The organism is Corallincola holothuriorum, assembly GCF_003336225.1.
GTDB classification, from domain to species: domain Bacteria; phylum Pseudomonadota; class Gammaproteobacteria; order Enterobacterales; family Neiellaceae; genus Corallincola; species Corallincola holothuriorum.
In genome coordinates, this window is sequence record NZ_QPID01000003.1 from 352,261 (window position 1) to 375,081 (window position 22,821).

General features: G+C 48.4%; 24 protein-coding genes. 6 read left to right on the forward strand and 18 right to left on the reverse strand.

Annotated elements, in window-relative coordinates; all coding sequences use genetic code 11:
• Positions 1 to 12 precede the first annotated feature (12 nt).
• The 8 genes from DU002_RS07100 to DU002_RS07135 all read right to left on the reverse strand — a co-directional run bounded on the left by DU002_RS07100 (position 13) and on the right by DU002_RS07135 (position 7,457).
• Complete coding sequence (locus DU002_RS07100) at positions 13 to 726, reverse strand: protein kinase family protein (protein WP_114337669.1); 714 nt, start codon at positions 724 to 726, stop codon at positions 13 to 15.
• A 34-nt stretch (positions 727 to 760) separates the two neighbouring features.
• Entirely contained in the window at positions 761 to 1,255 is a 495-nt protein-coding gene (gene coaD / locus DU002_RS07105) for a pantetheine-phosphate adenylyltransferase (protein WP_114337670.1), read from the reverse strand.
• Positions 1,256 to 1,310: 55 nt separating this feature from the next.
• Positions 1,311 to 2,414, reverse strand: a complete 1,104-nt coding sequence (locus DU002_RS07110; protein ID WP_158537990.1) for a glycosyltransferase family 4 protein — start codon at positions 2,412 to 2,414, stop codon at positions 1,311 to 1,313.
• Between the two features lie 268 nt (positions 2,415 to 2,682).
• On the reverse strand, positions 2,683 to 3,750 hold the full coding sequence (locus DU002_RS07115; RefSeq protein WP_114337672.1) for a glycosyltransferase family 4 protein: 1,068 nt from the start codon (positions 3,748 to 3,750) through the stop codon (positions 2,683 to 2,685).
• Positions 3,740 to 4,747 carry a WavE lipopolysaccharide synthesis family protein gene (locus tag DU002_RS07120; RefSeq protein WP_114337673.1) on the reverse strand — a complete coding sequence of 336 codons (1,008 nt, stop codon included), beginning with the start codon at positions 4,745 to 4,747 and terminating at the stop codon, positions 3,740 to 3,742. The genes DU002_RS07115 and DU002_RS07120 overlap by 11 nt, the downstream gene beginning before the upstream one ends.
• Before the next feature lie 14 nt (positions 4,748 to 4,761).
• Positions 4,762 to 5,484, reverse strand: coding sequence for a glycosyltransferase family 2 protein (locus DU002_RS07125; protein WP_114337674.1), 723 nt, complete (start codon positions 5,482 to 5,484; stop codon positions 4,762 to 4,764).
• Positions 5,485 to 7,083, reverse strand: coding sequence for a phosphotransferase (locus DU002_RS07130; RefSeq protein WP_114337675.1), 1,599 nt, complete (start codon positions 7,081 to 7,083; stop codon positions 5,485 to 5,487). It lies immediately after the preceding gene.
• Entirely contained in the window at positions 7,074 to 7,457 is a 384-nt protein-coding gene (locus DU002_RS07135) for an HAD hydrolase family protein (RefSeq protein ID WP_114337676.1), read from the reverse strand. The genes DU002_RS07130 and DU002_RS07135 overlap by 10 nt, the downstream gene beginning before the upstream one ends.
• Before the next feature lie 154 nt (positions 7,458 to 7,611).
• On the opposite strand from DU002_RS07135, the gene DU002_RS07140 reads away from it, so the two are divergent.
• Positions 7,612 to 8,709: a glycosyltransferase family 4 protein gene (locus DU002_RS07140; RefSeq protein ID WP_114337677.1), complete on the forward strand. Its 1,098-nt coding sequence runs from the start codon at positions 7,612 to 7,614 to the stop codon at positions 8,707 to 8,709.
• Between the two features lie 277 nt (positions 8,710 to 8,986).
• On the opposite strand, the gene DU002_RS07145 is transcribed toward DU002_RS07140, so the two are convergent.
• The 3 genes from DU002_RS07145 to rfaD are packed head-to-tail and all read right to left on the reverse strand — an operon-like array spanning position 8,987 to position 11,783.
• On the reverse strand, positions 8,987 to 9,751 hold the full coding sequence (locus DU002_RS07145; RefSeq protein WP_114337678.1) for a glycosyltransferase family 2 protein: 765 nt from the start codon (positions 9,749 to 9,751) through the stop codon (positions 8,987 to 8,989).
• Entirely contained in the window at positions 9,748 to 10,818 is a 1,071-nt protein-coding gene (waaF, locus tag DU002_RS07150) for a lipopolysaccharide heptosyltransferase II (protein WP_114337679.1), read from the reverse strand. Before waaF ends, DU002_RS07145 begins: the two co-directional genes overlap by 4 nt.
• A 23-nt stretch (positions 10,819 to 10,841) precedes the next feature.
• Positions 10,842 to 11,783 (reverse strand): ADP-glyceromanno-heptose 6-epimerase, encoded by a 942-nt coding sequence (gene rfaD, locus DU002_RS07155; RefSeq protein ID WP_114337680.1) that lies wholly within the window; start codon positions 11,781 to 11,783, stop codon positions 10,842 to 10,844.
• 151 nt (positions 11,784 to 11,934) lie between these two features.
• On the opposite strand from rfaD, the gene DU002_RS07160 reads away from it, so the two are divergent.
• The 3 genes from DU002_RS07160 (at position 11,935) to DU002_RS07170 (ending at position 13,931) form a co-directional block, all read left to right on the forward strand.
• The gene (locus DU002_RS07160) at positions 11,935 to 12,603 is read left to right on the forward strand and encodes a TetR/AcrR family transcriptional regulator (RefSeq protein WP_114337681.1); all 669 of its coding nucleotides are present in this window, start codon (positions 11,935 to 11,937) and stop codon (positions 12,601 to 12,603) included.
• A gap of 27 nt (positions 12,604 to 12,630) precedes the next feature.
• Positions 12,631 to 13,494, forward strand: a complete 864-nt coding sequence (locus DU002_RS07165; RefSeq protein WP_114337682.1) for a sulfurtransferase — start codon at positions 12,631 to 12,633, stop codon at positions 13,492 to 13,494.
• A gap of 161 nt (positions 13,495 to 13,655) precedes the next feature.
• On the forward strand, positions 13,656 to 13,931 hold the full coding sequence (locus tag DU002_RS07170; protein ID WP_114337683.1) for a hypothetical protein: 276 nt from the start codon (positions 13,656 to 13,658) through the stop codon (positions 13,929 to 13,931).
• Positions 13,932 to 14,014: 83 nt separating this feature from the next.
• Here the strand turns inward: DU002_RS07170 and DU002_RS07175 are convergent, their stop codons facing one another.
• From DU002_RS07175 to pyrC, 7 genes are all read right to left on the reverse strand, one after another.
• Complete coding sequence (locus DU002_RS07175; protein WP_114337684.1) at positions 14,015 to 14,590, reverse strand: PEP-CTERM sorting domain-containing protein; 576 nt, start codon at positions 14,588 to 14,590, stop codon at positions 14,015 to 14,017.
• A gap of 289 nt (positions 14,591 to 14,879) precedes the next feature.
• On the reverse strand, positions 14,880 to 15,878 hold the full coding sequence (locus DU002_RS07180; RefSeq protein ID WP_114337685.1) for a cytochrome d ubiquinol oxidase subunit II: 999 nt from the start codon (positions 15,876 to 15,878) through the stop codon (positions 14,880 to 14,882).
• A complete protein-coding gene (locus tag DU002_RS07185; RefSeq protein WP_114337686.1) occupies positions 15,875 to 17,251 on the reverse strand; it encodes a cytochrome ubiquinol oxidase subunit I in 1,377 nt (458 codons plus the stop codon). The genes DU002_RS07180 and DU002_RS07185 overlap by 4 nt, the downstream gene beginning before the upstream one ends.
• A 67-nt stretch (positions 17,252 to 17,318) precedes the next feature.
• Positions 17,319 to 17,873: a GbsR/MarR family transcriptional regulator gene (locus DU002_RS07190; protein WP_114337687.1), complete on the reverse strand. Its 555-nt coding sequence runs from the start codon at positions 17,871 to 17,873 to the stop codon at positions 17,319 to 17,321.
• A gap of 258 nt (positions 17,874 to 18,131) precedes the next feature.
• Complete coding sequence (locus DU002_RS07195) at positions 18,132 to 18,719, reverse strand: DUF4893 domain-containing protein (protein ID WP_158537991.1); 588 nt, start codon at positions 18,717 to 18,719, stop codon at positions 18,132 to 18,134.
• A gap of 398 nt (positions 18,720 to 19,117) precedes the next feature.
• Positions 19,118 to 19,966: an MBL fold metallo-hydrolase gene (locus tag DU002_RS07200; RefSeq protein WP_114337689.1), complete on the reverse strand. Its 849-nt coding sequence runs from the start codon at positions 19,964 to 19,966 to the stop codon at positions 19,118 to 19,120.
• Positions 19,967 to 20,121: 155 nt separating this feature from the next.
• The gene (gene pyrC, locus DU002_RS07205) at positions 20,122 to 21,156 is read right to left on the reverse strand and encodes a dihydroorotase (protein WP_114337690.1); all 1,035 of its coding nucleotides are present in this window, start codon (positions 21,154 to 21,156) and stop codon (positions 20,122 to 20,124) included.
• Between the two features lie 200 nt (positions 21,157 to 21,356).
• Between pyrC and DU002_RS07210 the strand changes: the two genes are divergently transcribed.
• Both DU002_RS07210 and DU002_RS07215 read left to right on the forward strand, forming a co-directional pair.
• The gene (locus DU002_RS07210; RefSeq protein WP_114337691.1) at positions 21,357 to 22,193 is read left to right on the forward strand and encodes an HDOD domain-containing protein; all 837 of its coding nucleotides are present in this window, start codon (positions 21,357 to 21,359) and stop codon (positions 22,191 to 22,193) included.
• A 124-nt stretch (positions 22,194 to 22,317) separates the two neighbouring features.
• Positions 22,318 to 22,644 carry a hypothetical protein gene (locus DU002_RS07215; RefSeq protein ID WP_147271798.1) on the forward strand — a complete coding sequence of 109 codons (327 nt, stop codon included), beginning with the start codon at positions 22,318 to 22,320 and terminating at the stop codon, positions 22,642 to 22,644.
• Positions 22,645 to 22,821: the final 177 nt, after the last annotated feature.

The window sequence follows — 22,821 nt, forward strand, 5'->3', positions numbered from 1 at the left end:
CTCTAATTTGGGTTATGAGCGAGCAGGGCGTTTGCGGCCAATATTTCGAATCATCTGCCGCAAAGAGTGCAGGCTGACGGAGAATTTTAGCAGTGCCTGCCGGTACCAGCTTTGCTTTTCAAATTGAGCGAAGTAACTCTGCCAAAACTGTTCCATTAACTTGGCGTCGTAACCCAGCGTTCCTCGGTACAGCTTAAACAGTTCACGTCCTACGAGGTAATGATGTTTGCTGGAGTTTACTGCTTGCTGAGTTGCTTTACCGAAATCAATGATCAGCGGCGTGCCATCGATGGTGATGAAATTATAGATATAGGGGTCGTTACTGGTGATACCTTGTTGATGTAAACTTGCCAAATATTTAGCCATGGCGGGTATTTGGTCGGTGCCTACCGATGTTAGCTCATCACCCTCAAGGTATTCTCTAAGGTATAAAAAGACCGTTTGGTCCCCCTCTTGCCAGCTTTCAAAGCCAAAGGTTTTGGGGGCGATAACGCCGCTCATTGCTCGCAGAATATTTTCCTCATGCTCCCACGGGCGACTTTCGGTCAACTCCATATCTTTGTCGTAGGTAAAAAGCTTCGCCACATAGCTTCGTTCGGCATCATCAAGTTTCATTGTGAAGCGCCGACCGCTGAGAAAGGGCTGATCAACTAATATCGTTGCCTCACCTTGTTTGATGCGCTGATAAAACTGCTTAAAGTCGAGCTGAGAAGTCGGGTTACTCAATGTTAATCTTCTTTCTGTGTTTTCAAAGACGGAGTTATGACTGCTTTTCAGAGACTAGGCGCATTAGTGCCTGTCCCACCTCTGGGTGAACAAATTGCTCTACGTCTCCGCCATGCAGAGCCACCTCGCGTACGAGAGTCGATGAGATAAATGAGTTGGATTCTGATGGTGTAAGAAAGACGCTTTCTAACCCTGGCATCAGTCGGCGGTTCATATTGGCGAGCTGAAATTCATATTCAAAATCGGACACGGCACGTAAGCCTCGGATCATCACTGTGGCATCGTGATCTTTGGCGAAGTTGACCAGCAAGCCTGAAAAGCCAACCACTCGTACTTTATTCTGCAGATGTTGGGTGGCTTGCTCTGCCATTTTTATCCGCTCACCCAGCGAAAACCATGGGCTTTTACTGGGGCTTTCTGCAATGCCAACGATAATCTCGTCAAACAGCTTAGCCGCGCGCTCAATCAGATCGGTGTGGCCGTTAGTAATCGGATCGAAGGTACCCGGATAAATAACGCGAGTTGTCATTCAGTTAGTTCCAGAAAACGAGAATGAGGCAATGATAGCTTTGCTGGAGAATGAATCAAATCAATGCCAGTAGTTTCTTTCGCGCTTTATCGAGATTGTAGTGAGTTGAAACCCTTAACTTTGCCATCCATCCCATTTTTTCACGTATCTCGGCAGAGCTTGCCAATTCACTGACTGCTGAGACTAAGCCATCAATGTCATTTAGAGGCACTAGTCGACCATATTCATCGTCAGGTAAGAGCTCTCTGTGGGGAGGGATATCGTAAGCGACGATGGCTTTGCTCGCTGCCGCGGCTTCAATCAGGGTATTCGGACAACCTTCGTAGAGAGAGGGGAAGACAAAGATATCGGTACTCTTAAACAGTAACGGCATCTGCGTAACAAAACCGGTAAACCGCACACAGTCATTTAAGCCTCGTTGAAGTACTTCCTCTGTTAGTTTTTGTTTTAACTCGCCGGCTCCAGCGATTAGCAGAACAAAATTGATGCCTTTCATTTTTAGTTTTTCGGCCATGGCTAAGAGCGCCAGCTGATTTTTTTGTTTGACCATCCGCCCAGCGGTACTGAGTACAATTTCGCGGGCTTGCTTTGCGTAAATTGGCGGCGCATCAATCATCGTAGCATCTAGTTTGACACCGTTTTCAACCACTGTGATGTTTCGGTCAGGAACAATGCCACCACAGCGGTCACTGAGACTTGTTCTTACCGCTTCTGAGTTAGCGATAACGCGATGAATGCAACGTTCAAACAGGTAGCAGTTTAGCCAATTGCGTTTTATGCGATGGGGCATTCCCCGGCGGAAAATTATATTGTTAACACCCGCTATCACTGCAGCAGGGGCTGCTAACTTGGTATCTGCCGGCGTGTTTAGTAGCAGGGTTGTGATGCCTAAATGCTTAAACTGACGGGCAAGAAGTACCATCTTTGTCAGGTTTAGAAAGCTAAGATTGCTGATGGTTAAAGGGCGCGTCGGTATGTTGGCCTTTATCAGTCGTGATTCGATCTCACTCCCCGGGCGACAGAAAAAGATGACCGAGTATCCCTGATTGTGGCAGAACTGCGCTGTCTCAAAGTGCCACTTTTCGCCCCCGCCCCAGCTGGTGCATGTGTTAACGAAACCGATAACTTTAGCTTGGTGAATTGCTGCATGTGTGCTCATTTTGTGGCCACCTTTTCGTCGTAAGTCCCGCATATGTTGCTTAACATGGGGGAGTTCGGATGAATTGTTGGGCTCAGAACAGGCTTGGCAACAACTAACTTCTTAGACGCTGCAATCCACTCGCTTAAAGCAAAATAAGCAATACTTCTTAGGAAAAACATATCTATTACACCGGACCATTTTTGTGCGCTAAATCACATATAGTTCATAGGGTCTTGTGAGTGATTAAAGTTCCGGCGTAGGACAGATATTATTTGGTATATAGGTATTACAATTCCTTATAAAGAGTGTAATAACGCGCTGCAATGCTTTCGGGAGAATATTCAGCAAGACGTTCTAATGCGTTTTCGCAATACTGATTGCGCTTCTGCTCGTCTTCGATCAGTGTGATTAATGCCTGTTGAAGTTGTAAGGCATCACCGGGGGCGACTAATTTGCCTGTCTCTTCATCAGTAATCAGATCCGGAATGCCTCCTGCGTCACTGCCGATAACTGGAGTACCATGCTGCCATGCTTCAAGGATGGTTGACCCCAGTCCTTCAGATAGCGAAGGGAAAAGCAGGATATCAACCGCGGACAGATAACTGCCGATGTCTGTTTGATGACCAAGAAAGTCGACGTTGGTCAGCCCTTCAGCTTGCTTTTTTAACATCAATTCATCTGGGCCACTGCCAAGAAATAAAAACTGATACTGAGGGTGAGAGGCTTCGCATTGGCGCGCCACTTCAATCGTGACGTGATAGCCCTTGTGGTGAAGTAATTTGCCGATTTGGGCGATCAGAATTTTGTTTGGGTATCTATTTTTGATCTGTTGAACGGCATCAGGTTGCGCAGCAAAACCAGAATAACCGCTGGGAATGATAGTGGTATGTATGCTCTTATCAAGGATCTTTACCTGCTTAGCGATCGCACGACTCAAACAAGCAACGACAGCTGCTTTTTTGTATATTTTTTTGGCTATCCATTGTTTCTTTACTGGATTGTCGACTCGCCGAGTAATGATATAGGGAAGGTTAAGTAATCTGGCTTGTATCGCACACCAGTAGGCGGCCTTGCCATCATGGGCATGAAAGAGCGTAGGTCTTATGCCACGGGGTGGGATACAAGAGAAAAGATGATGTCTGACTTCGTGAACCGGAATACCGATGGCTTCAAACATCGGAAGTAATGGAGACCCTTTTAATAGTACAACGGATTGCTGTATGCCATGTTGCTTTAGTGCTTGCACTAAATTAAACGTTTGCTGCTCGCCGCCGCTAAAGCCTCGGGCTAAATTGACGTGGCAGATATGCGGGCCGGCAGCATGAGGTTGATCCAGACCGTTATCATTTAGCATTATTGAGCTTCTTTTTTAATCGCCATTTACCTTCCAACCATTTGCTGGATAAGAGTGCGCCTCGTAAGCATTTTGTTCTTAGCCAGTCCGCAGCATTACCGGGAATGTGGTGGCTAGGATCACAATATTTCTTGTACAGGCGTTGCCAAGCCAAATGATGTATGTAGGTGATGATGCTACCAATGCGGTTCGCTCGTTCACTGCCGCTAAATTTTGTATTCAATCCTAAACCAACCACTTCCGGCTCGCCGATGATGAGGTTGTTGGCGTAACACAGATCTGATTGGCGCTTTGATTTGGGGCTGTAGTCATGCAGGTGTTTAATTTGGATTGATGGGTCAAATCGCTGCAATGCTTTGAGCCAAAACTTTTGTGTGCAATCAGGCATAAAATAGGGGTAGCCGTCATGTTGCTCTTGGCCTTTGCGTGATTCGTCGTAGGGCAAATCATCAAACCAAGGTATATCCCAGAGCGCTAGCAAGTCTTCGGTCAGACCAAAGTAAAAGAAGTCGCAGGCATGGAACACGACCGGTAACCCTTTTGCGTAATCTCGGGTAAAAGTATTGTTCACTACGACGCGCTCTTTCAAGAAACAGCATTCATCAGCGCGCTTCGGAAATTTCTGCTGTAGCTTCTTGCAAGCATCGCTGGTGAGAAAGTTATCTGAACGTAACTTCATCGCGTAACGGGTTTTCACCTGCTTTAAGCCATTAAGGGTGGAAACAAGTTGGCGATTGTTATTGGTTTTATCAGCACTGCCATCGGCACGATAACGATTGATGTTTGGCCCCGGATCGTCATTCAATAGTAACTCATCAAAATCCAGACCTTCTGTGGGCTGTCCTTTCCAAGTGGATAACAGGATGTGCGCGCCAGGTAGATGCTTACGCACGCTAGCTAGAGAACGTACGGTGATCCCTTCGTCCATATTACGGTCAGGAGAGGCTTGTACCGGCCCCTGAACAACCACTGTGATATCTTGGTTTGCGATGGTCATTTAGTTATCACTTGTTATTTGGCCAAAAACTCATCGTATTCCGCAGGTACACCGCAAAAGATCACTTGTTGACGTTCAATGAGCTGATATTGGATCAGTTTATTCTGGGTGATCAATCGGTTATATAACGGTGCGACATATAGCTCGCCATTCTTTAACGAGGATGCGGGGCTAGTTGCTTCGGCTGTAAACGCTGACAGAAAGTCTGCTGCGTTGGCGAAATAATAAAGCCCATCGCTGCATAGGTCCGAGATCGGCTTTTTCTCCGCTGTCTCAACGACTTTTAAACTATCTGGCGCAGCAGGGCGAGCGTAGGACCAGTTGTCGCCGTCGCCTTGAAAAACCTCGAGATAGCCATCCACTTCTCCAATGAAGTCGGGAAAGCGGAAGTCAGGACGGAATGTGTCAATATTAAAGATGGTGATTTCGCCTGATGATATTCCTGCCTCTTTCAGGCCCAAAGCAACGGTTTCTGCTTGGCCACGGGTTTCTCTGTCCAAAACAATACATCGCCAATCCGCAATACCAAGTGCGTTACAGCGGTCAGCGATAAATGCGGGCGTATCGTAATCACTGCGGCAAATGAATAGAAAAGGCTGTTGCTGAAAATAGTGATTAAAGCTTTCAACGGCATGATCAAATAACGGCTTTCCGTGGCCTGGCAGCATGTATTTGGGCTGCGTATAACCGGCTTTAAAAAAGCGGGAGCTCAGCCCCGCCATCGGTATCACAATCATCTATTTTGTCTCCGCAAGCGATAGTGCTTGTAAGCGTTGATAAAGGCGCAGGGCATTCGCCAGCAAAGCCATCTGTCGCCGTTCATCATCATTGTGGAGTGGCAACATCGAAAGAAACAGGTGTACTTGCATCGCCAATAATTGCTGCTCGTTGCGACCTAGTCCTTGTGCACTGCGGGTTAAGAACAACGCTTCTACTTGGTCATGGGTCTCTGTCGTGGGCAGGTTGAACTCAAGCGAGTAACCATCCTGTGTCAGCTGGTAGTAGCCAGCGATAATAAAGTCGTAACGACCCACCACAGAATGGGCAAATTTGGCCAGGTCATAATCGGGATTGCCGTAAACGGTTAGGTTGTCTTTGTTATCTAGCCCTCGAGGGTCGATCACTTTGATTTGCTGGCTACGGAAGTCATATAAGATATTGCTAAAGCAGAGGTCGCCGTGAACGATAGTGCCACTGCTAGCAGCTGGGATAGCGTCAAGGGCGTTTGCTGCTATCTGATTTAAGTTAGGGAGCGGTTTGCCGTTTAAATGCCAAGGGTGGTTAAGATCGATTCTGTTTTCTTTAGCAAACAAAGCTAAGCGCTCGGTCGTTTTGTCACCAAAGAGCTTTGCTGGCGCTATTTCTGTGTCTTCAGGAGCGACATGCTGACGGCACTGCATAAAAAAGTCTAAGCAGGCTGTGCCGATACGCCGCCAAACAAAGGCGGGCAGATTGCCAAATACCCACATCTCGTTAAGGCTGGTGAGGTACAGATATTCAATGGCGTACCCTGGCTGCTCATCATCGTCTAAAGCGCCAAGGTAATTGGGGGTAAAGCGTTTCAATTCGGTCGGTAAACTGGCAAACCAATGGGCTTCGGCACGCATCTTTTGACGTTTATGACTGCGTTTTTGTACCACTCCGTTCTCGATCGCCATCTGGTTAAACACGCGGGTGGTGGATACGTGTGTTTTCGAGCGGTAGTAGGTATGTAAGTGGCCAAAATCAAACCATTCTTGGCATTCAAGTGGCTTTAATGGTTTGGCAGCCGCATAGCGGTTAATGCCATCAATAAAATTGCCACGCGCACGGGTGATGGATTGAATCAATAAGCGGGCATCCGAGAATGAGAAGTAGCCATTGACGACAGACTCCGCCCGCCTAGTGACTAGATCGCTTTCTTGTAACTGACTGAGCGGAGGCGTTTGCTCACTGTCATAAATAGCCCACGCATAATTATCATCAACTGGGCTTAGGGTGATGATATCCTCAGCTTCGGTGGGGAGATCATATATCAGCGTATCACCATGAAGAATACGAATTGGGCCGTTGGCATGGCCTAGTAAGTTCAACGCGCATATTACCGACTCGCCGAGGCTTAATCCCTCGGGTAAAAACAGCGGTTCAATATTCAGTTGTTCTAGGATCCGGCGGTCATACTCGGGTAGTTCAAACGCTTCCGGTAGAGAAAGGACAATACGTTCATTGGCCGGCAGTACTTCGCGTTGATAGCGGTAGAGTCGACGATTGCCTACAGGCAAGAATGCGGGAGGCAAACGGCCAAATTCAGATGAAAACTCTTGCCCTATGTAGGCTGCGGAGGTGATTAGGAACATGCGTTCTTTTCTTCTTCCAGCAGTTGATGGATCTCTTGCTCAGTCAGCTTGGCAAACTCCGATGGGCGAATCGATTTATCGTCAACATAGAAACCGTCAAAGCCACACCAGGGCTTACCTACAATGACTTCGTCGTAAGGCACGTTATGTCGTTCTAACCATTCCAGAATGATGGGCAGGGTGTGCACGTTAATTTTGCCGACGTTGCCTTCGTAAGTACGCATGTTGCGTGCGGTATGGATGACAATTTCGAAGCCTTGTTCTCGATACTGCTTTAGCTTGTTTACTACTGCCGCGTTCGGTGAGACATTTTTATAGTCACTGGTTTCAGCAGAAGTGATGGTGCCATCTAAATCAATAACGATACGCTTCATACAATCCTCATATTAGACAGCCAGGGCAAACCAATGATCCCAGCGTTAGCTAAAGTCTAAGTTAAAAATGCCTAGTTGACGTTTAGAAAGCGTTATAATGCCACAACTTGGCGTTGCCAAGGTATGATAAAACGCATCAAAAGGGCTCCTCACTATGGCATTAAAGCTGCTCATTATCAGTTCTTATAAAGACACTTGGAACAGTGTGCGGCCTGAAGCCGAGATCTTCATTGGTATGGCTAAACTTGGTGTTGATGTGACTTTGATGACGCAAGGTGATGCTGAATACGTACCGCGCTTTAGAGAGCATGGCGTTAAGATTATCGACTACCACCCGACCAAGAAATTTCAGTGGAGCGCGATTAAACGCATTCGTTCGGAGCTCAAACTTGGTGGTTACGATGCTGTGTATATGTTTAACAACAAGGCGATCACCAACGCATTGTTTGCTGCTATTGGCTTACCCGCCAAAATGGTAAGTTACCGAGGCCAGACCGGTAACATTTATCGCTATGATCCCACTTGTTACTTAACTCATCTTCATCCTCGTTTGGACGGCATTATTTGTGTGGCCAATGCGGTGCGCGACGACCTTCGTCAGTATGCGTATGTCGCTGATGATAACGTGGTTACTGTTTATAAAGGACACAGCTTGGACTGGTATCAGGACGAGCCGGTAGATCTGGCGGAATTCAACATCCCGGCAGATGCTTTTGTGGTGGGCTGTGTGGCTAATGCTCGTCCGCGTAAAGGGTTGCCTGTGCTAATTGAGGCGACACATAAGCTACCAGAAAACAGTGATATTCATATTCTGTTGGTGGGTGGGGGGATGGATACGCCGGAAGTAAGACAGCTGATTGATGCTAGTCCGATGGCTGACCGGATACATCTGGCGGGTTTTCGCAGAGACGCTCCTGCGATAATTGCAGCATGTAATGTATCGGCATTGCCTTCGACTAAAAGGGAAGGGCTACCGAAGACAGTGATTGAGGCCATGGTTTATGAAGTAGCGCCTGTCGTCGCCGATACTGGCGGTAGTGCGGAGCTGGTTGTTGATGGTGATAGTGGATTAGTTGTGCCCCCCGGTGATAGTCAAGCATTGGCTGATGCCATCGCAAAGTTATGGCATGATCCAACGTTCTGTAAGCAGATGGGGATCCGCGCCAAGCAGCGTATTACTGAACATTTTCATACCGATCTGGCCGCTCTTCAGACCAAAGAGTATTTCGAAAAGCTGATTGACAAAGCATAAAACCAACGCTTAAATGTAAATGGGAATCATTTGCGTTTGGGTGAGGTGGGTATGTTTCATATCGATGCCAGATTGGAGCAGGGGGTGGCAGTCGTGACCATAGCTAACGCCATCACCGGCTGTACATGCCTTTGTTGGCGAGAAGATAAGGTCTCAGATCCTGCTCAGTGGCGTGCCATTAAACCCCTCTTTCAACAACTCATGTTGCTGTCGTGTCTCGAGGATTCTTTAACACCAATAGTCGCTGGGCATCAATCTGCTAGAGAGCAACAAGTTATTAATCTTGACGATTTAATATCCACAGAGCCAAGTACTTATTGAACACATAGTGACTGGATTGAAATGCGAGTAGTAGGCCGTGTTTGCCATCGAGAAAGCCGCGTTGGATCAGATACTTCTTTAGAAAACTCGCTAGACTATGGCCCAGTATGCCCACCACAGTGGTTCGCTTTCCTTTAGCATGTTTTTGCTTGGCCCAGTCATTCGAGTACCGCAGCGATTTGGCCATATAGTCATGAAAGTCATCAGCGGTATAGTGCAGTAGATCCCCCGATAGTGGGCGGACTTTATCTTTACTTACCAATACCTTTTCATGCACCAACGCGTCATCGTAGTGAAAACGGTTGGTGGCGTAGAGTCGCACAACACGATCTGGATACCAGCCGCTATGACGAATGAAGCGTCCAAAAAAATCGGTTAGACGATTGATGCTGTATGCGTAATTTGGATCTGCATTGGTCAATAGATGATTGATTGAGTGTTGAAGTTCTTTTGTCACAACTTCATCACTATCCAACCATAACAGCCAATCGCAGGTTACCAATTTTTGGGCTGCTTGTCGTTGTGGTCCAAACCCAGGCCATGCCTTACTGGCGTGGACGACTGCGCCAGCAGCTTTCGCTATTTCAAGCGTGTCATCGGTGCTGCCGCTATCTAGGATCACAACCTGATCGGCCCAACTAACACTTGCTAGAGCTTCTGCAAAGCGAGGGCCAGCATTTTTGGTGATCATCGCGACAGCTAGCGTTGCTCGCTCACTCATTGTTCAGTCTTACCATGTGTCGATTCGATTTCTGAAGGCTGCGGCTCGGAATGGCAGATTGTATTGAGAACCTGTTCAACTGAGATATCTTTTAGGCAGTTGTAATGCCCCAGTGGGCAGGTTTTTTTGAAGCAGGGTGAGCAATCGATCCCCAGATAGATTATCTGTTTGTTCTCACTTAGCGGTGGTGTGAATTCCGGGCTAGAGGAGCCATAAATGGCGACAGTAAAAACCCCTGTCGCTGCAGCCACATGCATTAAGCCTGAATCGTGGCTGACCACAGCATCAGCCATGCTGAATAGATCAATGGTATCGGCCAGTTTAGTTTTGCCACAAAAATTGTATAGATGTGGCAGGCCGGCCGGGGCTATCTGTTCGGCTGCGGCCATCTCTTTGGGCGAGCCTAATACCCAAACCTGGTAGCCTTTGGCGACCAATTGCTGTGCCAGTTCGGCGTGATATTCCACTGGCCACTGCTTGGCCGGGCCATATTCTGCGCCTGGGCAGATACAAACTATCGGCCGTTCGGTGGACAGCTCATGTTGGTTCATTAATGCAAAGCGATTCTCAGTGTTGGTCTCCAACGCTGGTGGTAGTATCTGATAGTTCTCTGTTGCGGCTTGTTCCGGAGTCAGCCCCAATGATAAGAAGCGTTTCACTGTCATATCATTGATTTTGCCATCAACCACTGTCGGCTTGCGCTTTCTGACATCGGTGAGAAGCCAGCTTCTCAGCTCGCCACCGAAACCTACCCGGACAGGGATCTCTGCGTAATAGGGAACCAGAGCCGATTTGAATGAACGGGGCAAAATAATCGCTTTATCATAGTTGCGTTCCCTCAGGCTTTTACCCAGAGCACGTCGTCCCGAGAACGCGAATTCGCCATGACCAAATGGCAGATCTATGGTGTCGTTGACCTCTGGCATTCGTTGCAAAATAGGCAAAGAAAACGTCGGGGCGACCACATCAATGATGGCTTCGGCATCATCCTGTTGCAGCTGCTTAAACAAGCTTTGGGCCATCACCATGTCACCGACCCACGCGGGGCCAACTACAAGATATTTCATGTTTTTCTGCGTTCTCCGCGAACTTATTTATTCAACCAGGCCAGGTATTCAGCTACGCCTTGGGCGACGGTTTTAAATGGTTTGTTATAACCGATGGAGCGTAACAGTCCCATATCGGCTTCGGTAAAGCTTTGATAGCGACCTTTGAGGTGTGCGGGGAAAGGGATGTATTCCACTTTGCCTTGACCATGGTAATTGATGACCGCTTCGGCAACCGCCTGAAATGGCTCTGCGGCACCGGTACCCAAGTTGTAGATGCCAGAGGGCGCTTGTTCTTTCCAGCACCATAAATTGACGTCGCAGACATCGCTGACATAAACGAAATCACGGGTTTGCCCACCGTCACCATAGCCATCACAGCCTTCAAACAGTTTCGGATTCTCGCCAGCGAGCACCTGATTGTTCAGGTGGAAGGCCACACTGGCCATACTGGCTTTGTGCTGCTCTCTCGGGCCATAGACATTGAAATAGCGGAAGCCAATTACCTGGCTATCAATCTCCGGCAACAACTGGCGCACGTATTGGTCAAACAGAAACTTGGAGTAGCCGTAAACATTGAGCGGCTTCTCATTGGCGCGGTCCTCTTTGAAGACCGGCCCCATACCATAGACTGATGCCGACGAGGCATAGAGGAACGGGATACGTCGCTCAAGGCAGTAATGCAGTAGATCTTTAGAATACTGGTAGTTCACATCCATCATGAATTTACCATTCCACTCGGTGGTGGCTGAGCACGCACCCTCATGGAAAACCGCTTCCACATCACCGAAGTTCTCGCCGGAGACGATCATGCCGAGGAACTCATCTTTATCCATATAATCAGCGATCTCGCAGTCCACCAAGTTGGTAAACTTGGTGCCATCTTCCAGATCGTCGACCACGAGAATATCTTGGTAACCTGCTTGATTGAGGCTTTTTACCAGGTTACTACCGATAAAACCTGCGCCACCTGTGACAATAATCATCTGTTGTTCCGCCAAACTGTTAACTAAATCAGGATTATGACTATCTATTTTGCCTCAAGTGCCGCTCCAGAGGAAAATAAGTCTGCCGTCGGTAGTTTAGCCGAACGGACGATGTTCAGGGATGTAAACACGCTAACGGCGATCCAAAAGAATGAAAACTAAAGACCGTATCATTCAAGCCAGTCTTGAATTGTTCAATAAGCATGGCGAGCGCGCCATGACTACCAATCATATAGCAGCGCATTTAGGTATTAGCCCTGGCAACCTTTATTACCATTTTAGGAATAAAGAAGACATCATTCGCCGCATATTTAAAGAATATGTCGCACATATAGGTCGTAGTTTTCAGCCCCGTGATGATGGTAATGTTTCGCTTGAAGTGATGATGACCTACCTCGATGAGATCTTCGAGAGCATGTGGCGTTTTCGCTTCTTCTATAGCAATCTGCCTGAGCTGCTGAGTCGTGATCCTGAATTGCAGATCCAATACCTGCCGTTACAGGAAAAATTGGCGCAGCGGGTGATCGCGATTTTGTCGATGCTGAAGCAGGCGGGGGCACTGAATGTCGAAGAGCAAGATCTTGAAGACTTGGCACATACGGTAAAGATCGTCGTCACCTTCTGGATCAGCTACCAAACCACGCAAGCCCCAGAGGAACAGATCACCAAAGCCACTATTTATCATGGCGTTTTAAAGGTGCTGTTTATTCTCAAACCCTATTTTGCAGAAGAGTACCTGCCATCCCTGGAGCGCTTGCAAAAACACTATCGCAAGTTGGCCGACATCCGGCAGGAAGCGGAAAAAGTGGTGTTCCCTTAATCTATTAGCTTTGCCAAGGAGTGTCCGATGTCTAGTCTAACCATGAGCGATAGATCCCCATTGATTAGCGCGGCTGGATTAGCCAAGCGGATCTCCGAAGCTAGCCTTATTCTGTTGGACGCCACCATGTTGATGCCTACGCCTCAGGGAAGGGCTGTGTATCAACCGACAGAGCGTATCGCTAATGCCCGTTACTTCAATTTTGATACCGAGATCTGTGATAGCTCAAATCCATTACCCCATATGATGCCCAGTGCTGAACAGTTTCAGGCGCAAGTGCGCGCGCTGGGGGTTAATGATGACAGTCATATCGTCGTCTACGACACCCTCGGGCTGTTTTCTGCTGCACGCGCCTGGTGGATGTTCCGCGCCATGGGGCATAAGCATGTTTCTGTTTTAGACGGCGGTTTACCGGCTTGGAAGCGCGCGGGGTTACCGACGGAGCACTATCCATTAAAGGCAACAATTTGCCCTGGGGATTTCACTGCCAAACCGCAACCCAAGCTATTTTGCGCTGCCAATGAGGTGTTGGCCGCGTTACAACAATCAGGGATAAAAGTGGTGGATGCCCGAGGGGCTGAACGCTTCTCTGGTACTGCGCCCGAACCACGAGCAGGCATGCGCAGTGGTCATATGCCCAATGCCGTGAATCTGCCGTATGCGTCGCTGTTGGATACCGACGGTTGTTTAAAGCCGCAAGCAGAGTTAGCAGCGTCGTTTGCCAAGCAGGTGGGGAATGCTGAACGGTATATCTTTAGTTGTGGCTCTGGGGTGACCGCGTGCATTCTGGCGCTGGTGGCGGAGGTTCTTGGCTATCAGAACCTCTCTATTTACGATGGTTCTTGGAGTGAATGGGGCGCAAGTGCGGAGTTGCCAGTGGTGTCAGACTGAGCACTTATTGGTTATAGATGGAACCGTCTTGGTTCCAGACTGGGTGTTTTGTCATTTTCCTCTGTTCATTTAAATCAAAATTGCGGGCGAACACTTCTCTGTTGGCCTCAGTTCATTAAACTATGCTAAGAACATCTCCTTTTGTTAGCTAGGTTCCGCCATTGCTCGTTGAACGCATCAAACACATTACTGGCCCCAACTTTGAACGGGCCGAAGGTACGCCGCTTATTATTAAGCGAAAAGAGGGCCTTATTATTGCTGTGCGTAGCGGGGATGACTTTCCTGTTTACCGGGTTTCTGCCGCGATAGGGCGAAATAAAGAGACTTTGCAGCCGTTGGGTTTTTGTCACGTCACCGTGGATCATATCGAAGATGCGCGAGACGGGGCATTATTTGTGTGGCAAATCGCAGGTAAACAGGCTGCTCGTCGTAAGTGAATACTGCTCGTTGGTATGAGAGTTAGTCTGAGATGAAAAAGCCCCGGCGAATACGGGGCTTTGATTACGCAGCTTGAGTCTGGTTATTTACGGCGACGAGCACCTGCAAAACCCAGTAAGCCCAAACCTACCAGTGCCAGCGTCGCTGGTGCAGGTACTTCAGTTCGGGTGTTGGTAAATGCAAAGCTGAGGTCATTGAAATCGAACGGACCGCCGTACAGATCTTCAAAACTGACTAAGGTTTCATCTGGCTGCCAATCCTGTTCAACTCGCGCATGGAAACGATTGTCTGGGTTACGATCTTCGGGACCGGTGAAGTAGTTAAAGCCGGTGTCATTGACAAACAGACGGAAGATCAGCTCTGCACCCGCGTTAAAGATACCCAAGTCGACGGTAGAGTTAACTGGCGATGTATGATTATTGAAAATAAACATATCGTTGCTCAGGTCGCCGTCATCGCCTGGATTACCGAAATCATCCAACATCAGATACAGATCGTTGCTGTAATCGGCTGAGTTACCGAGGTAAGTGGCGACCACAGAGCCGGTTTCGCCAACAATGACTTTTAAACCGTCGCCCGTGTCGGCGATGGGGAATGCAAATGCGTTTTGCAGACTGCTAGCTGCAAATAGCGCAGTGGCTATCAAGAGCTTTTTCATACTGAGTGCTTCCTTAAAATTAAAGATTAAATATTTTATTATTGGTAGCGGTATCAGCAAGAACTGTGCCTGTTAGATAAAACCCATGTATTCAGTGGGTTCTTTTGGCTATTTTATGAACTTGTTAGTTTTAATTTTATGTATTTGTTAAAAAAATAGACAGATCCGACAGGGGCTATTATGTGAGTTATGGCAGGAATTAGCTAAATATGTGAGTTCGAAATAGTTTGTTCGGATCTCTATATGATACGTAACAGCCCGCGGCCAGCGGGCTGTATGGGTAGATTAACTAGTAGTACTTGAGATCTTGCACCTTGCCCCAAAACACGCGGTAGGAAAATATCGTGTAAAGCAAAATGACAGGAACAACGACAATGGCTCCCCAAAGAATGAATTGCAGTGATTCTGGTGCACTTGCCGATTCCCAAATCGTCATTTGTCCCGGCACAATATAGGGGAAGAAACTGTACCCAAGGCCACTAAAACAGAACAGGAAGATAAACATGGCGCCAACAAACGGCAGCCAACAACCTTTGTCATCCGGCAGCGGGAAGCGTTTTAGCACCTGATCGATAATGGCGAACAGGGCAAAGCAAACCACCGGTATTGCCCAAACAAATAGCGCATTGGGGAAGCTTAGCCAGCGGGCTAATATCTCAGGGTTCACCAGAGGATTCATGGCGCACACGGCGGCAACACCCGCGAAGCAGATCCATCCGGCGCGTCGTGCCCAGCGAGCGGCTCTGAGTTGTAAGTCGTCACTGGTTTTCATCACCAGCCAAGCCGCGCCGATATAGCAGTAGGCGGCGGCCACACCAAATGCGGCAAGGCCACTAAACAGGTAGGCGGTGATGCTCTGTTCAAAGCCCATCACATACATACCCAGCATATAGCCTTGTGCCAGCGCAGTGATCAGTGAACCTAGTTTAAAGCTCTTATCCCATATAGGTTTATTGGCAACGGCGACCTTGGCTCTAAAGTCAAAAGCCACACCGCGCATGATCAGGCCGATCAACATAATGGCTGCTGGAATATATAACTCCCTTAGTACCACCGAATGGGCTTGTGGAAATGCGATCAAGAGTAGGCCGATAGCCAGTACCAGCCAGGTTTCATTAGCATCCCAAAATGGCCCAATGGAAGCGATCATGCTGTCCGCCTGAGTTTCGTTATCCAACGGCAGCATGATGCCGACACCAAGGTCGTAACCATCCAACATGGCATAGATAAGTACCGCAAGCCCCATCAGGCCAACGAAGATGACGGGTAACCAATCTGCAGGGATCATGCTTTTTCTCCTGACGTTGCCAGATTTTCGTCTAGCTGGTGGAAATTCGGGTTTTCTTCTGGGGTGATCTCTTCGATTTCAACGGCGCGGCGCGCCATCAGGAATAGGGTTCGGATATAGGCCACCAGTAGTACTACGTAGGTGATCATATATAGGGTGAAACTGAACCATACTTTTGATGGCGGTACCGTTGTAACCGCTTCGGCTGTGGTGAGAACGCCACTGACCAAGTAAGGTTGGCGGCCAATCTCAGTGACATACCAGCCCGCTAACGTGGCCACCCAGCCAGCAAAGGTCATTAATACCAGGCCTTTCAGCAGCCAAGGTGACAGCTCTTTTTTACGCGCTAATTGCCAAACGCCTAGCCATGCTGCTGCAATCATTAACATACCGACGCCAACCATGATCCTAAACGAGTAGAATACGGGCGCGACGGGCGGGTGCTCTCCTGGAAACTCATTCAAGCCTTTGATTTCACCCTCCAGATCGTGGGTAAGAATGAAGCTCGCCATCTTCGGAATACCGATCTCAAAGTGGTTGGTTCTGTTTTCTTCATCTGGGATCGCAAACAACAATAACGGCGCGCCTTTTTCTGTGTGCCATACCCCTTCCATGGCAGCGATCTTTTGCGGTTGATGTTCAAGGGTGTTTAAGCCGTGAAAGTCACCGACCAACGCTTGTGTTGGCGCGAGTATCGCTGCAAAAATCAGACTGGTTTTGAGGGTTAGCCTTGGGCCGCGCTTGTCATCGCCTTTGAGGATGCGATATGCCGATATTCCTGCCATTAAGAACGAGGCAGTTAGGCCTGAAGCCAGTAACACGTGAACCAACCGGTAGGGGAATGAGGGGTTAAAGATGATGGCCCACCAATCGACGGCATGGGCAACGCCATCTCGCATCTCAAAGCCAACCGGTGTTTGCATCCATGAATTCAATGCGATGATCCAGAAGGCTGACATGGTGGTACCTAAGGCGACCAGTGCGGTTGCCGTGGTATGTAGCCAAGGCGGCACTCGGTTGATGCCAAATAGCATGATGCCGAGGAAAGTGGCTTCAAGGAAAAAAGCAGTAAGCACTTCGTAACCCAGTAGTGGCCCAGCAATATTGCCTACTTTCTCCATAAACCCGGGCCAGTTGGTACCGAACTGGAAGCTCATGGTGATGCCGCTGACCACACCAAGAGCAAAGCTCAGGGCAAATACCTTGACCCAAAAGCGATAGGCGCGCATCCATACGGGATCTTGTGAGAAGTCGAAGCGGATTTTGAAATACATCAGTAGCCAGCACAACGCAATGGTGATGCTGGGAAAGAGAATATGAAAGCTGATATTGGCCGCAAATTGGATCCGTGAAAGCATCAGCGTCTCAATCATAAGAGTGCCCCATCATGGTTAGAAAGCCTAAAATGGCTTGGATAAAGTAAAAACAGTAACCCTAGAGTTAGTCGGTTTTAGTGCGTTTAAATTTGTCTGAAATATCGAGTACTTTGCTCACGCCGACACCTAAGCGCATCAGCGTGTTGAGTTTTTCAGGGCTGAGTCGCTGCAGTTCGCTGCTCCACTGCGTAATGGTTTCAAGCAGATCATGGATCTCGGAAACACGCTGTTGGGCAAACAGTTCCGGCGCCTCTTTGCTGGTGTCATCCATGATGTTATTGCGCAGCAGTGACAGTGTCGGGTCTATTTCGCGTTTACGGCGCTCTTCGAACACGGTATTTGCCATATCCCAGATGGAGCCTGCGGCGCAGTAATACTCTTTGCGGTCACCGGGGATATGGCGAAGCAAAATGAGACGCCAGGACACCAACTCCTTTAATCCCATGCTGACATTACCTCGGGAGACATTGAGCGCCTCGCGCATCTGATCTGCGTTGAGCGGACTTTCGCTAAGAACAATCAGTGCCAGCATCTGCCCTACGGTGCGGTTGAAGCCCCAGCGACTGCCCATCTCGCCGAAGTGCAGTACCAGAGATTCGATCATCGGGCTCATCTTCATACTGGGGTTTCTCAATTTTCAGAAATTTCTGAAAATTATATATGAAAATTGACTTGGATCAAGATTGAAAAAGAGTCTCAACAATGAGAGATCAAAAATGTGCGGACATCTTCGGCTTTTGTGCGGCTAATTTCGTCGAAAGGTGGGTTTTTGATAGAGTATGGGAACGTGGCTAGCGTTTCACTTTATCGGAATGTGTAGCAGCGGCTCACAAGTGTGCGCCGCTGCACTACGTAACTTACTTCGCGGTCTGCCCGATTAACGAATCAGCTCGTAGAGTTCGTAACTTGAGTTGTCAGCATCGAAAGCGATGACAAGCTTGTCTTTCTTTTGGACAAGCTTACCAATGACGTCGTATTCGCGATTACTTTCGCTAGATATACCACTGTAGTGGAGTTGGGGTTCATCATTAACACTGGCACCACCGAGAAAAACCCAGTCAGTGCTGCTGTCCTGAAACAAATAACCCGTCTTCTTTTGTGAGCCACTGAGCTTTTCGAATAAGAGTTGGTTTTGTTCGGTCTGGCTTATTTTGCAATTGAAGTAGCGATAACTGTATATGCCTGAGTTATCGACCTGAATTGAGCGGCAACGCCAGTCGCCAAGTAGTCCTTCAGCGTTAATGGGGAGGTTCGGCTGTGAAAGTAAGGTTTTTATGCGAGCTAGCTCGTCATACTCTTGCATGAACTCACTGAATTTTTGCGTATTAGCGAAATCAATGTTGGCAAATATGTTGTCAATTTTGACACTGTCATTTTCTTGAGCATAGCTTCGCCATTCATTATCGGCATGGACAGTGAAGGAGATTAACAGTGCACATGCACAGACGATGTTCTTAATTTCCACAATAACTTCCTTTTACTGGGTGGACTCAAGTAGAGGTCTTTTGCGTAGGACGGAATCGGATTATAAAGACAAAATTGGACACATACTATCTTGATTTTTTGCCAATAACTCTATGATTATACTTAATTAAAATGATTATCAATTACTTCAATGATGCCGGTAAGATCGCTGATGTTGCATCTATCGGAAATATTGGCCATGCAGGCGTGCTTGGCCTTGGTTTAAATTCCGCATGCCTAGCAGCATAAAGGTGAAACGCGTAATGTCGTTTCGGTCGCGGTTATTGTGGTCGAAGCCAGACGTGTCATTCGCGCGGTTTGTGACTGATGCTGTTTTACTATCTAGACGGACAAGCGAAGAGAATTTGGCGTGGTGCCAAGTTCTCTTCAGCTGAATCGTTACAACCCTTGAAATAACGTCTCTATCCAACGCTTCTCATCGATAAAGCGCCATGACCAGCTTTTCCACTGCTCGGGCACACCTTCATCGAGTAGCTGTTGTAGTGTCTTGCCTTCGGCTTTGGCTGTTTTCACCCAACTAATGTGGGTTTCCAACATCTCGATGTTGACCGCTAAGGCGGCTTTGTCCGCGAGGGGGCCATGGCCGGGAATGATCTGAGTTTCGTTATTTACTTGGCTAGAAAGCGCTTTAACGCTATTTAGATACCCCATCACTGAACCGCCGCGTTTAAGATCGATAAAGGGAAATTTGCCGTTAAAAAACAGATCGCCCATGTGCAACACGTTGGCCTGCTTAAACCACACTACGCTATCGCCATCGGTATGACCTTTGGCGTAGTGCTGAACTTCGATGGTGAGGTCATTGAAATGAAAAGTCACGCCGTCGGCATAGGTGACGACTGGCATCGCACTGCGAGGCAAGCTGTCATCTTGCGACAAGCGCTCAAGCACATGGTGGTGAGCGAAGATGGTAGCGGATTTACCAAACTCGGCATTGCCACCGGTATGATCCCCATGCATGTGGGTATTCACTACGTATTTCAGCGGTTGCGGTGATAGCTCTTGTAATACCGCAGAGATTTTGTCTGCTAACGGCGCGTATTGATCGTCAACGATGAGCAACCCATCGGTGCCGGCTGAAGCGCCAATATTGCCCCCGGAACCGGTGAGCATATACACGCCGTTACGTAGTGCAGTTTTTTCTATCTCAACATCGGCGAAGCGATCATCGGCCAGCGCCGAATAACTAAAGCAGATAGAAAGTAAACCCAGCCAAATAGATCTCATTGTGCATTTCCGTATAAAGAGGATGAGTCATCCAAGATAGATGATTGCCGTTTAATAGAACAGCTTACGATGTAATTCACTGTCGCGATCAACGGCAACAAAAAAGCCCGCGTTAGTCGCGGGCTTTTGATGGTTTTACAGTTCAGAGGCGACGCTTAGCGCACCTGCCACTGCAATGTTTCACCGGCATAGAATGGCACCATCGGCTTGCCAGCAACGTCTACTGTCGCAGGGATCTGCCACGGGTCACGCACCAACGTGACGGTATCCGTATTGCGCGGTAGACCGTAGAAATCTGGGCCATTGAAACTGGCAAAGGCTTCCAGTTTATCCAATGCACCGATTTGCTCGAAGATCTCAGCGTACAGTTCCAGTGCTGCTGGCGCACTGTAACACCCGGCACAGCCACAGGCGTTTTCTTTGGCGTGTTGCAGATGTGGGGCGGAATCTGTACCGAGGAAGAACTTACTGGAACCACTGGCAACCGCCGCTTGCAGTGCTTGCTGATGAGTATTACGTTTCAGTACTGGTAAGCAGTAGTTGTGTGGCTTAATCCCGCCAACCAAAAGATGGTTGCGGTTGTACATGAGATGTTGTGGCGTGATCGTGGCTGCCACGTTGTTACCGCTGGCCAGTACGAATTCTGCAGCATCGCCAGTGGTGATGTGTTCGAATACGACCTTCAGTTGCGGATATTTAGCGACGATCCCGCTTAAATGGGCATCAATAAAAACTTTTTCGCGATCAAATACATCCACTTCATCGGCGGTGACCTCACCGTGAACCAACAGCAATAAGCCAACCTCAGCCATCGCTTCGAAAGTGGCATCAAGCCCATCGAGATCGGTCACGCCGTGAGCGGAGTTGGTGGTGGCATTGGCTGGGTACAGCTTACAAGCCTTCACAATTCCTTGCGCCGCAGCCTCTCGCACCATCTCTGGCGTTGTGTTGTCGGTCAGGTAAAGGGTCATCAGCGGTGTAAAGCCACTGTCTACTGGCGTAGCAGCTTGGATTCGCTGGTAATAGGCTTGCGCATCTGCAGGTGTCACTACCGGAGGCTGCAGATTAGGCATCGCGATGGCTCTGGCAAAAACTCTGGCGGTGGCTGGAACGGCGGTTGCCAACATCGCCTCATCACGTAAATGAATATGCCAGTCATCTGGTCGGGTGATTGTTAGCGTATCTGCCACGCGCTACTCCTTGGTTGCAATAAAATTGGCCGCCTTAGTCAAACGGCTCGAGCGATTATCCGCCTATTTTAACCTGTGTTGTGGCGGTTGTCTGTGTGTCGATTAATTGCCGACAAATTGTCGAGTTTGTGAGCTATAACTTTTCAACTGCTTAGCTCTGCTCTAATCTGGCTACTGTAGCTATTTTTGTGGAGTTGTTGATGGCGATTGTAACCGGCCAGTCTGAAAGCAAAGTCTTGGAAAATGTGGTGATACCGCCGCGACCAGAAGTATTAATTCAGGTCAGCAACGAGCTGAAGCAAACTGATCCTGATGTTCGGGTGATCGGTGATGCCATTGCCAAAGATGTCAGCATTGCTGCTGGCGTGCTACAGATCGTCAACTCTGCCGCCTACAAGCGCGAAAAAACCATCGAATCAATTCATCAAGCCGTCATGCTGCTGGGTTTGCATCGTGTCTACGCTGTGGTTAGGTCGGTTGCACTGCGCAATATGGTCGCAGATAGCTATCAGCTCGAGGCGTTTTGGGAAACCGCGTCGGATGTGGCACATACCTGCATGGCGGTTGCCTCTACCTTGGAAATGCACGATGACCTCGACCATGCTTATCTGCTTGGTTTGTTTCATATGGCTGGCGTGCCGGTCATGATGCATAATTTCGACGACTATGGCCGGGTTAAAGCCACCGCTGATTGCAGTGGCTGGGATGTGGTTGTAGATGAAGAGATTGCCAGTTATGGCACCAGTCATATTGCCATCGGTGCTCGTCTAGCTGAAAAATGGCACCTACCGGAAGTGGTCGCTGAAGCGATCTATCTGCAATACACACCTGAACAGCTGTTTAACGATGAGGTTACCCCCGAGAAAGTCACTGACATGGTGTGTGTGCTGAAAGTGGCACGACAAGTGGTGATGCGTACCAGTGAAACATTGGTGACCGAGCATGACTGGGAGAAGGTCGCCGAACCTGTGGCGGAGCACCTGCATCTCACTGAAGACAGCCTAGAGCAGTTGGTTGAGTCGCTCGCCAATCGTTAAAGCGTCGACGGCTTAATCTTTTCCGCCAATTTTCAGTCTAATGCCGTGTTTGCGGTGACTAACTCGTCGCCAGAAACTTTGGCGGGTATAGTTGTGGCTCGAATGTTCGTTTAGGGAGTGCTCATTGTGGATGACAGTCTCTTGCACGCGTTATTGTCTGGAAGTCATGACCGTTATGAAGTGTTTCTGTTGCGATAAAAAAACCACAAGTCGTGAGCTGCTGATCATCAGCGCACAACATTATTGCCATGTTTGTGCCCTTGGCTTGTTTGGTAAAGAGGCTTTAAACAGCCCGGTCCCTCAGCAATCTAGCCGTTTTCAGCGTATTCTTCTTCACTTAAGAGCGTTGTTTTTTTTGGCTTCTGGATTGTGGGTTTTTGTGCTGCTGTATGAATTGCTTGAGTCAGCCTACAACTACTTGAAGACGAAGTTTGGCAAACAAAAAATGTAGGTTGAGAGCAGTAACTTGCGCGTTCTTTGCTTTGTTATCGGTCACTGTATCTCACCCTTTACAATCACGCTTTAAAACGCCCCTAAATAAACCCTAGGTCGCTATCCTCTTAACCCCTGCTAGCCTCATACAATAGTCAGTAGATTAACTTCTGCTCTTTACCACGAGGCTCGCTGC

Bases quoted from the DNA above. Each gene is read 5' to 3' on its own strand.
- coaD (WP_114337670.1), bottom strand. From the start codon at position 1,255: ATGACAACTCGCGTTATTTATCCGGGTACCTTCGATCCGATTACTAAC.
- DU002_RS07110 (WP_158537990.1), bottom strand. From the start codon at position 2,414: ATGAGCACACATGCAGCAATTCACCAAGCTAAAGTTATCGGTTTCGTT.
- DU002_RS07115 (WP_114337672.1), bottom strand. From the start codon at position 3,750: ATGCTAAATGATAACGGTCTGGATCAACCTCATGCTGCCGGCCCGCAT.
- DU002_RS07120 (WP_114337673.1), bottom strand. From the start codon at position 4,747: ATGACCATCGCAAACCAAGATATCACAGTGGTTGTTCAGGGGCCGGTA.
- DU002_RS07125 (WP_114337674.1), bottom strand. From the start codon at position 5,484: ATGATTGTGATACCGATGGCGGGGCTGAGCTCCCGCTTTTTTAAAGCC.
- DU002_RS07130 (WP_114337675.1), bottom strand. From the start codon at position 7,083: ATGTTCCTAATCACCTCCGCAGCCTACATAGGGCAAGAGTTTTCATCT.
- DU002_RS07135 (WP_114337676.1), bottom strand. From the start codon at position 7,457: ATGAAGCGTATCGTTATTGATTTAGATGGCACCATCACTTCTGCTGAA.
- DU002_RS07140 (WP_114337677.1), top strand. From the start codon at position 7,612: ATGGCATTAAAGCTGCTCATTATCAGTTCTTATAAAGACACTTGGAAC.
- DU002_RS07145 (WP_114337678.1), bottom strand. From the start codon at position 9,751: ATGAGTGAGCGAGCAACGCTAGCTGTCGCGATGATCACCAAAAATGCT.
- waaF (WP_114337679.1), bottom strand. From the start codon at position 10,818: ATGAAATATCTTGTAGTTGGCCCCGCGTGGGTCGGTGACATGGTGATG.
- rfaD (WP_114337680.1), bottom strand. From the start codon at position 11,783: ATGATTATTGTCACAGGTGGCGCAGGTTTTATCGGTAGTAACCTGGTA.
- DU002_RS07160 (WP_114337681.1), top strand. From the start codon at position 11,935: ATGAAAACTAAAGACCGTATCATTCAAGCCAGTCTTGAATTGTTCAAT.
- DU002_RS07165 (WP_114337682.1), top strand. From the start codon at position 12,631: ATGTCTAGTCTAACCATGAGCGATAGATCCCCATTGATTAGCGCGGCT.
- DU002_RS07175 (WP_114337684.1), bottom strand. From the start codon at position 14,590: ATGAAAAAGCTCTTGATAGCCACTGCGCTATTTGCAGCTAGCAGTCTG.
- DU002_RS07180 (WP_114337685.1), bottom strand. From the start codon at position 15,878: ATGATCCCTGCAGATTGGTTACCCGTCATCTTCGTTGGCCTGATGGGG.
- DU002_RS07185 (WP_114337686.1), bottom strand. From the start codon at position 17,251: ATGATTGAGACGCTGATGCTTTCACGGATCCAATTTGCGGCCAATATC.
- DU002_RS07190 (WP_114337687.1), bottom strand. From the start codon at position 17,873: ATGAAGATGAGCCCGATGATCGAATCTCTGGTACTGCACTTCGGCGAG.
- DU002_RS07200 (WP_114337689.1), bottom strand. From the start codon at position 19,966: ATGAGATCTATTTGGCTGGGTTTACTTTCTATCTGCTTTAGTTATTCG.
- DU002_RS07210 (WP_114337691.1), top strand. From the start codon at position 21,357: ATGGCGATTGTAACCGGCCAGTCTGAAAGCAAAGTCTTGGAAAATGTG.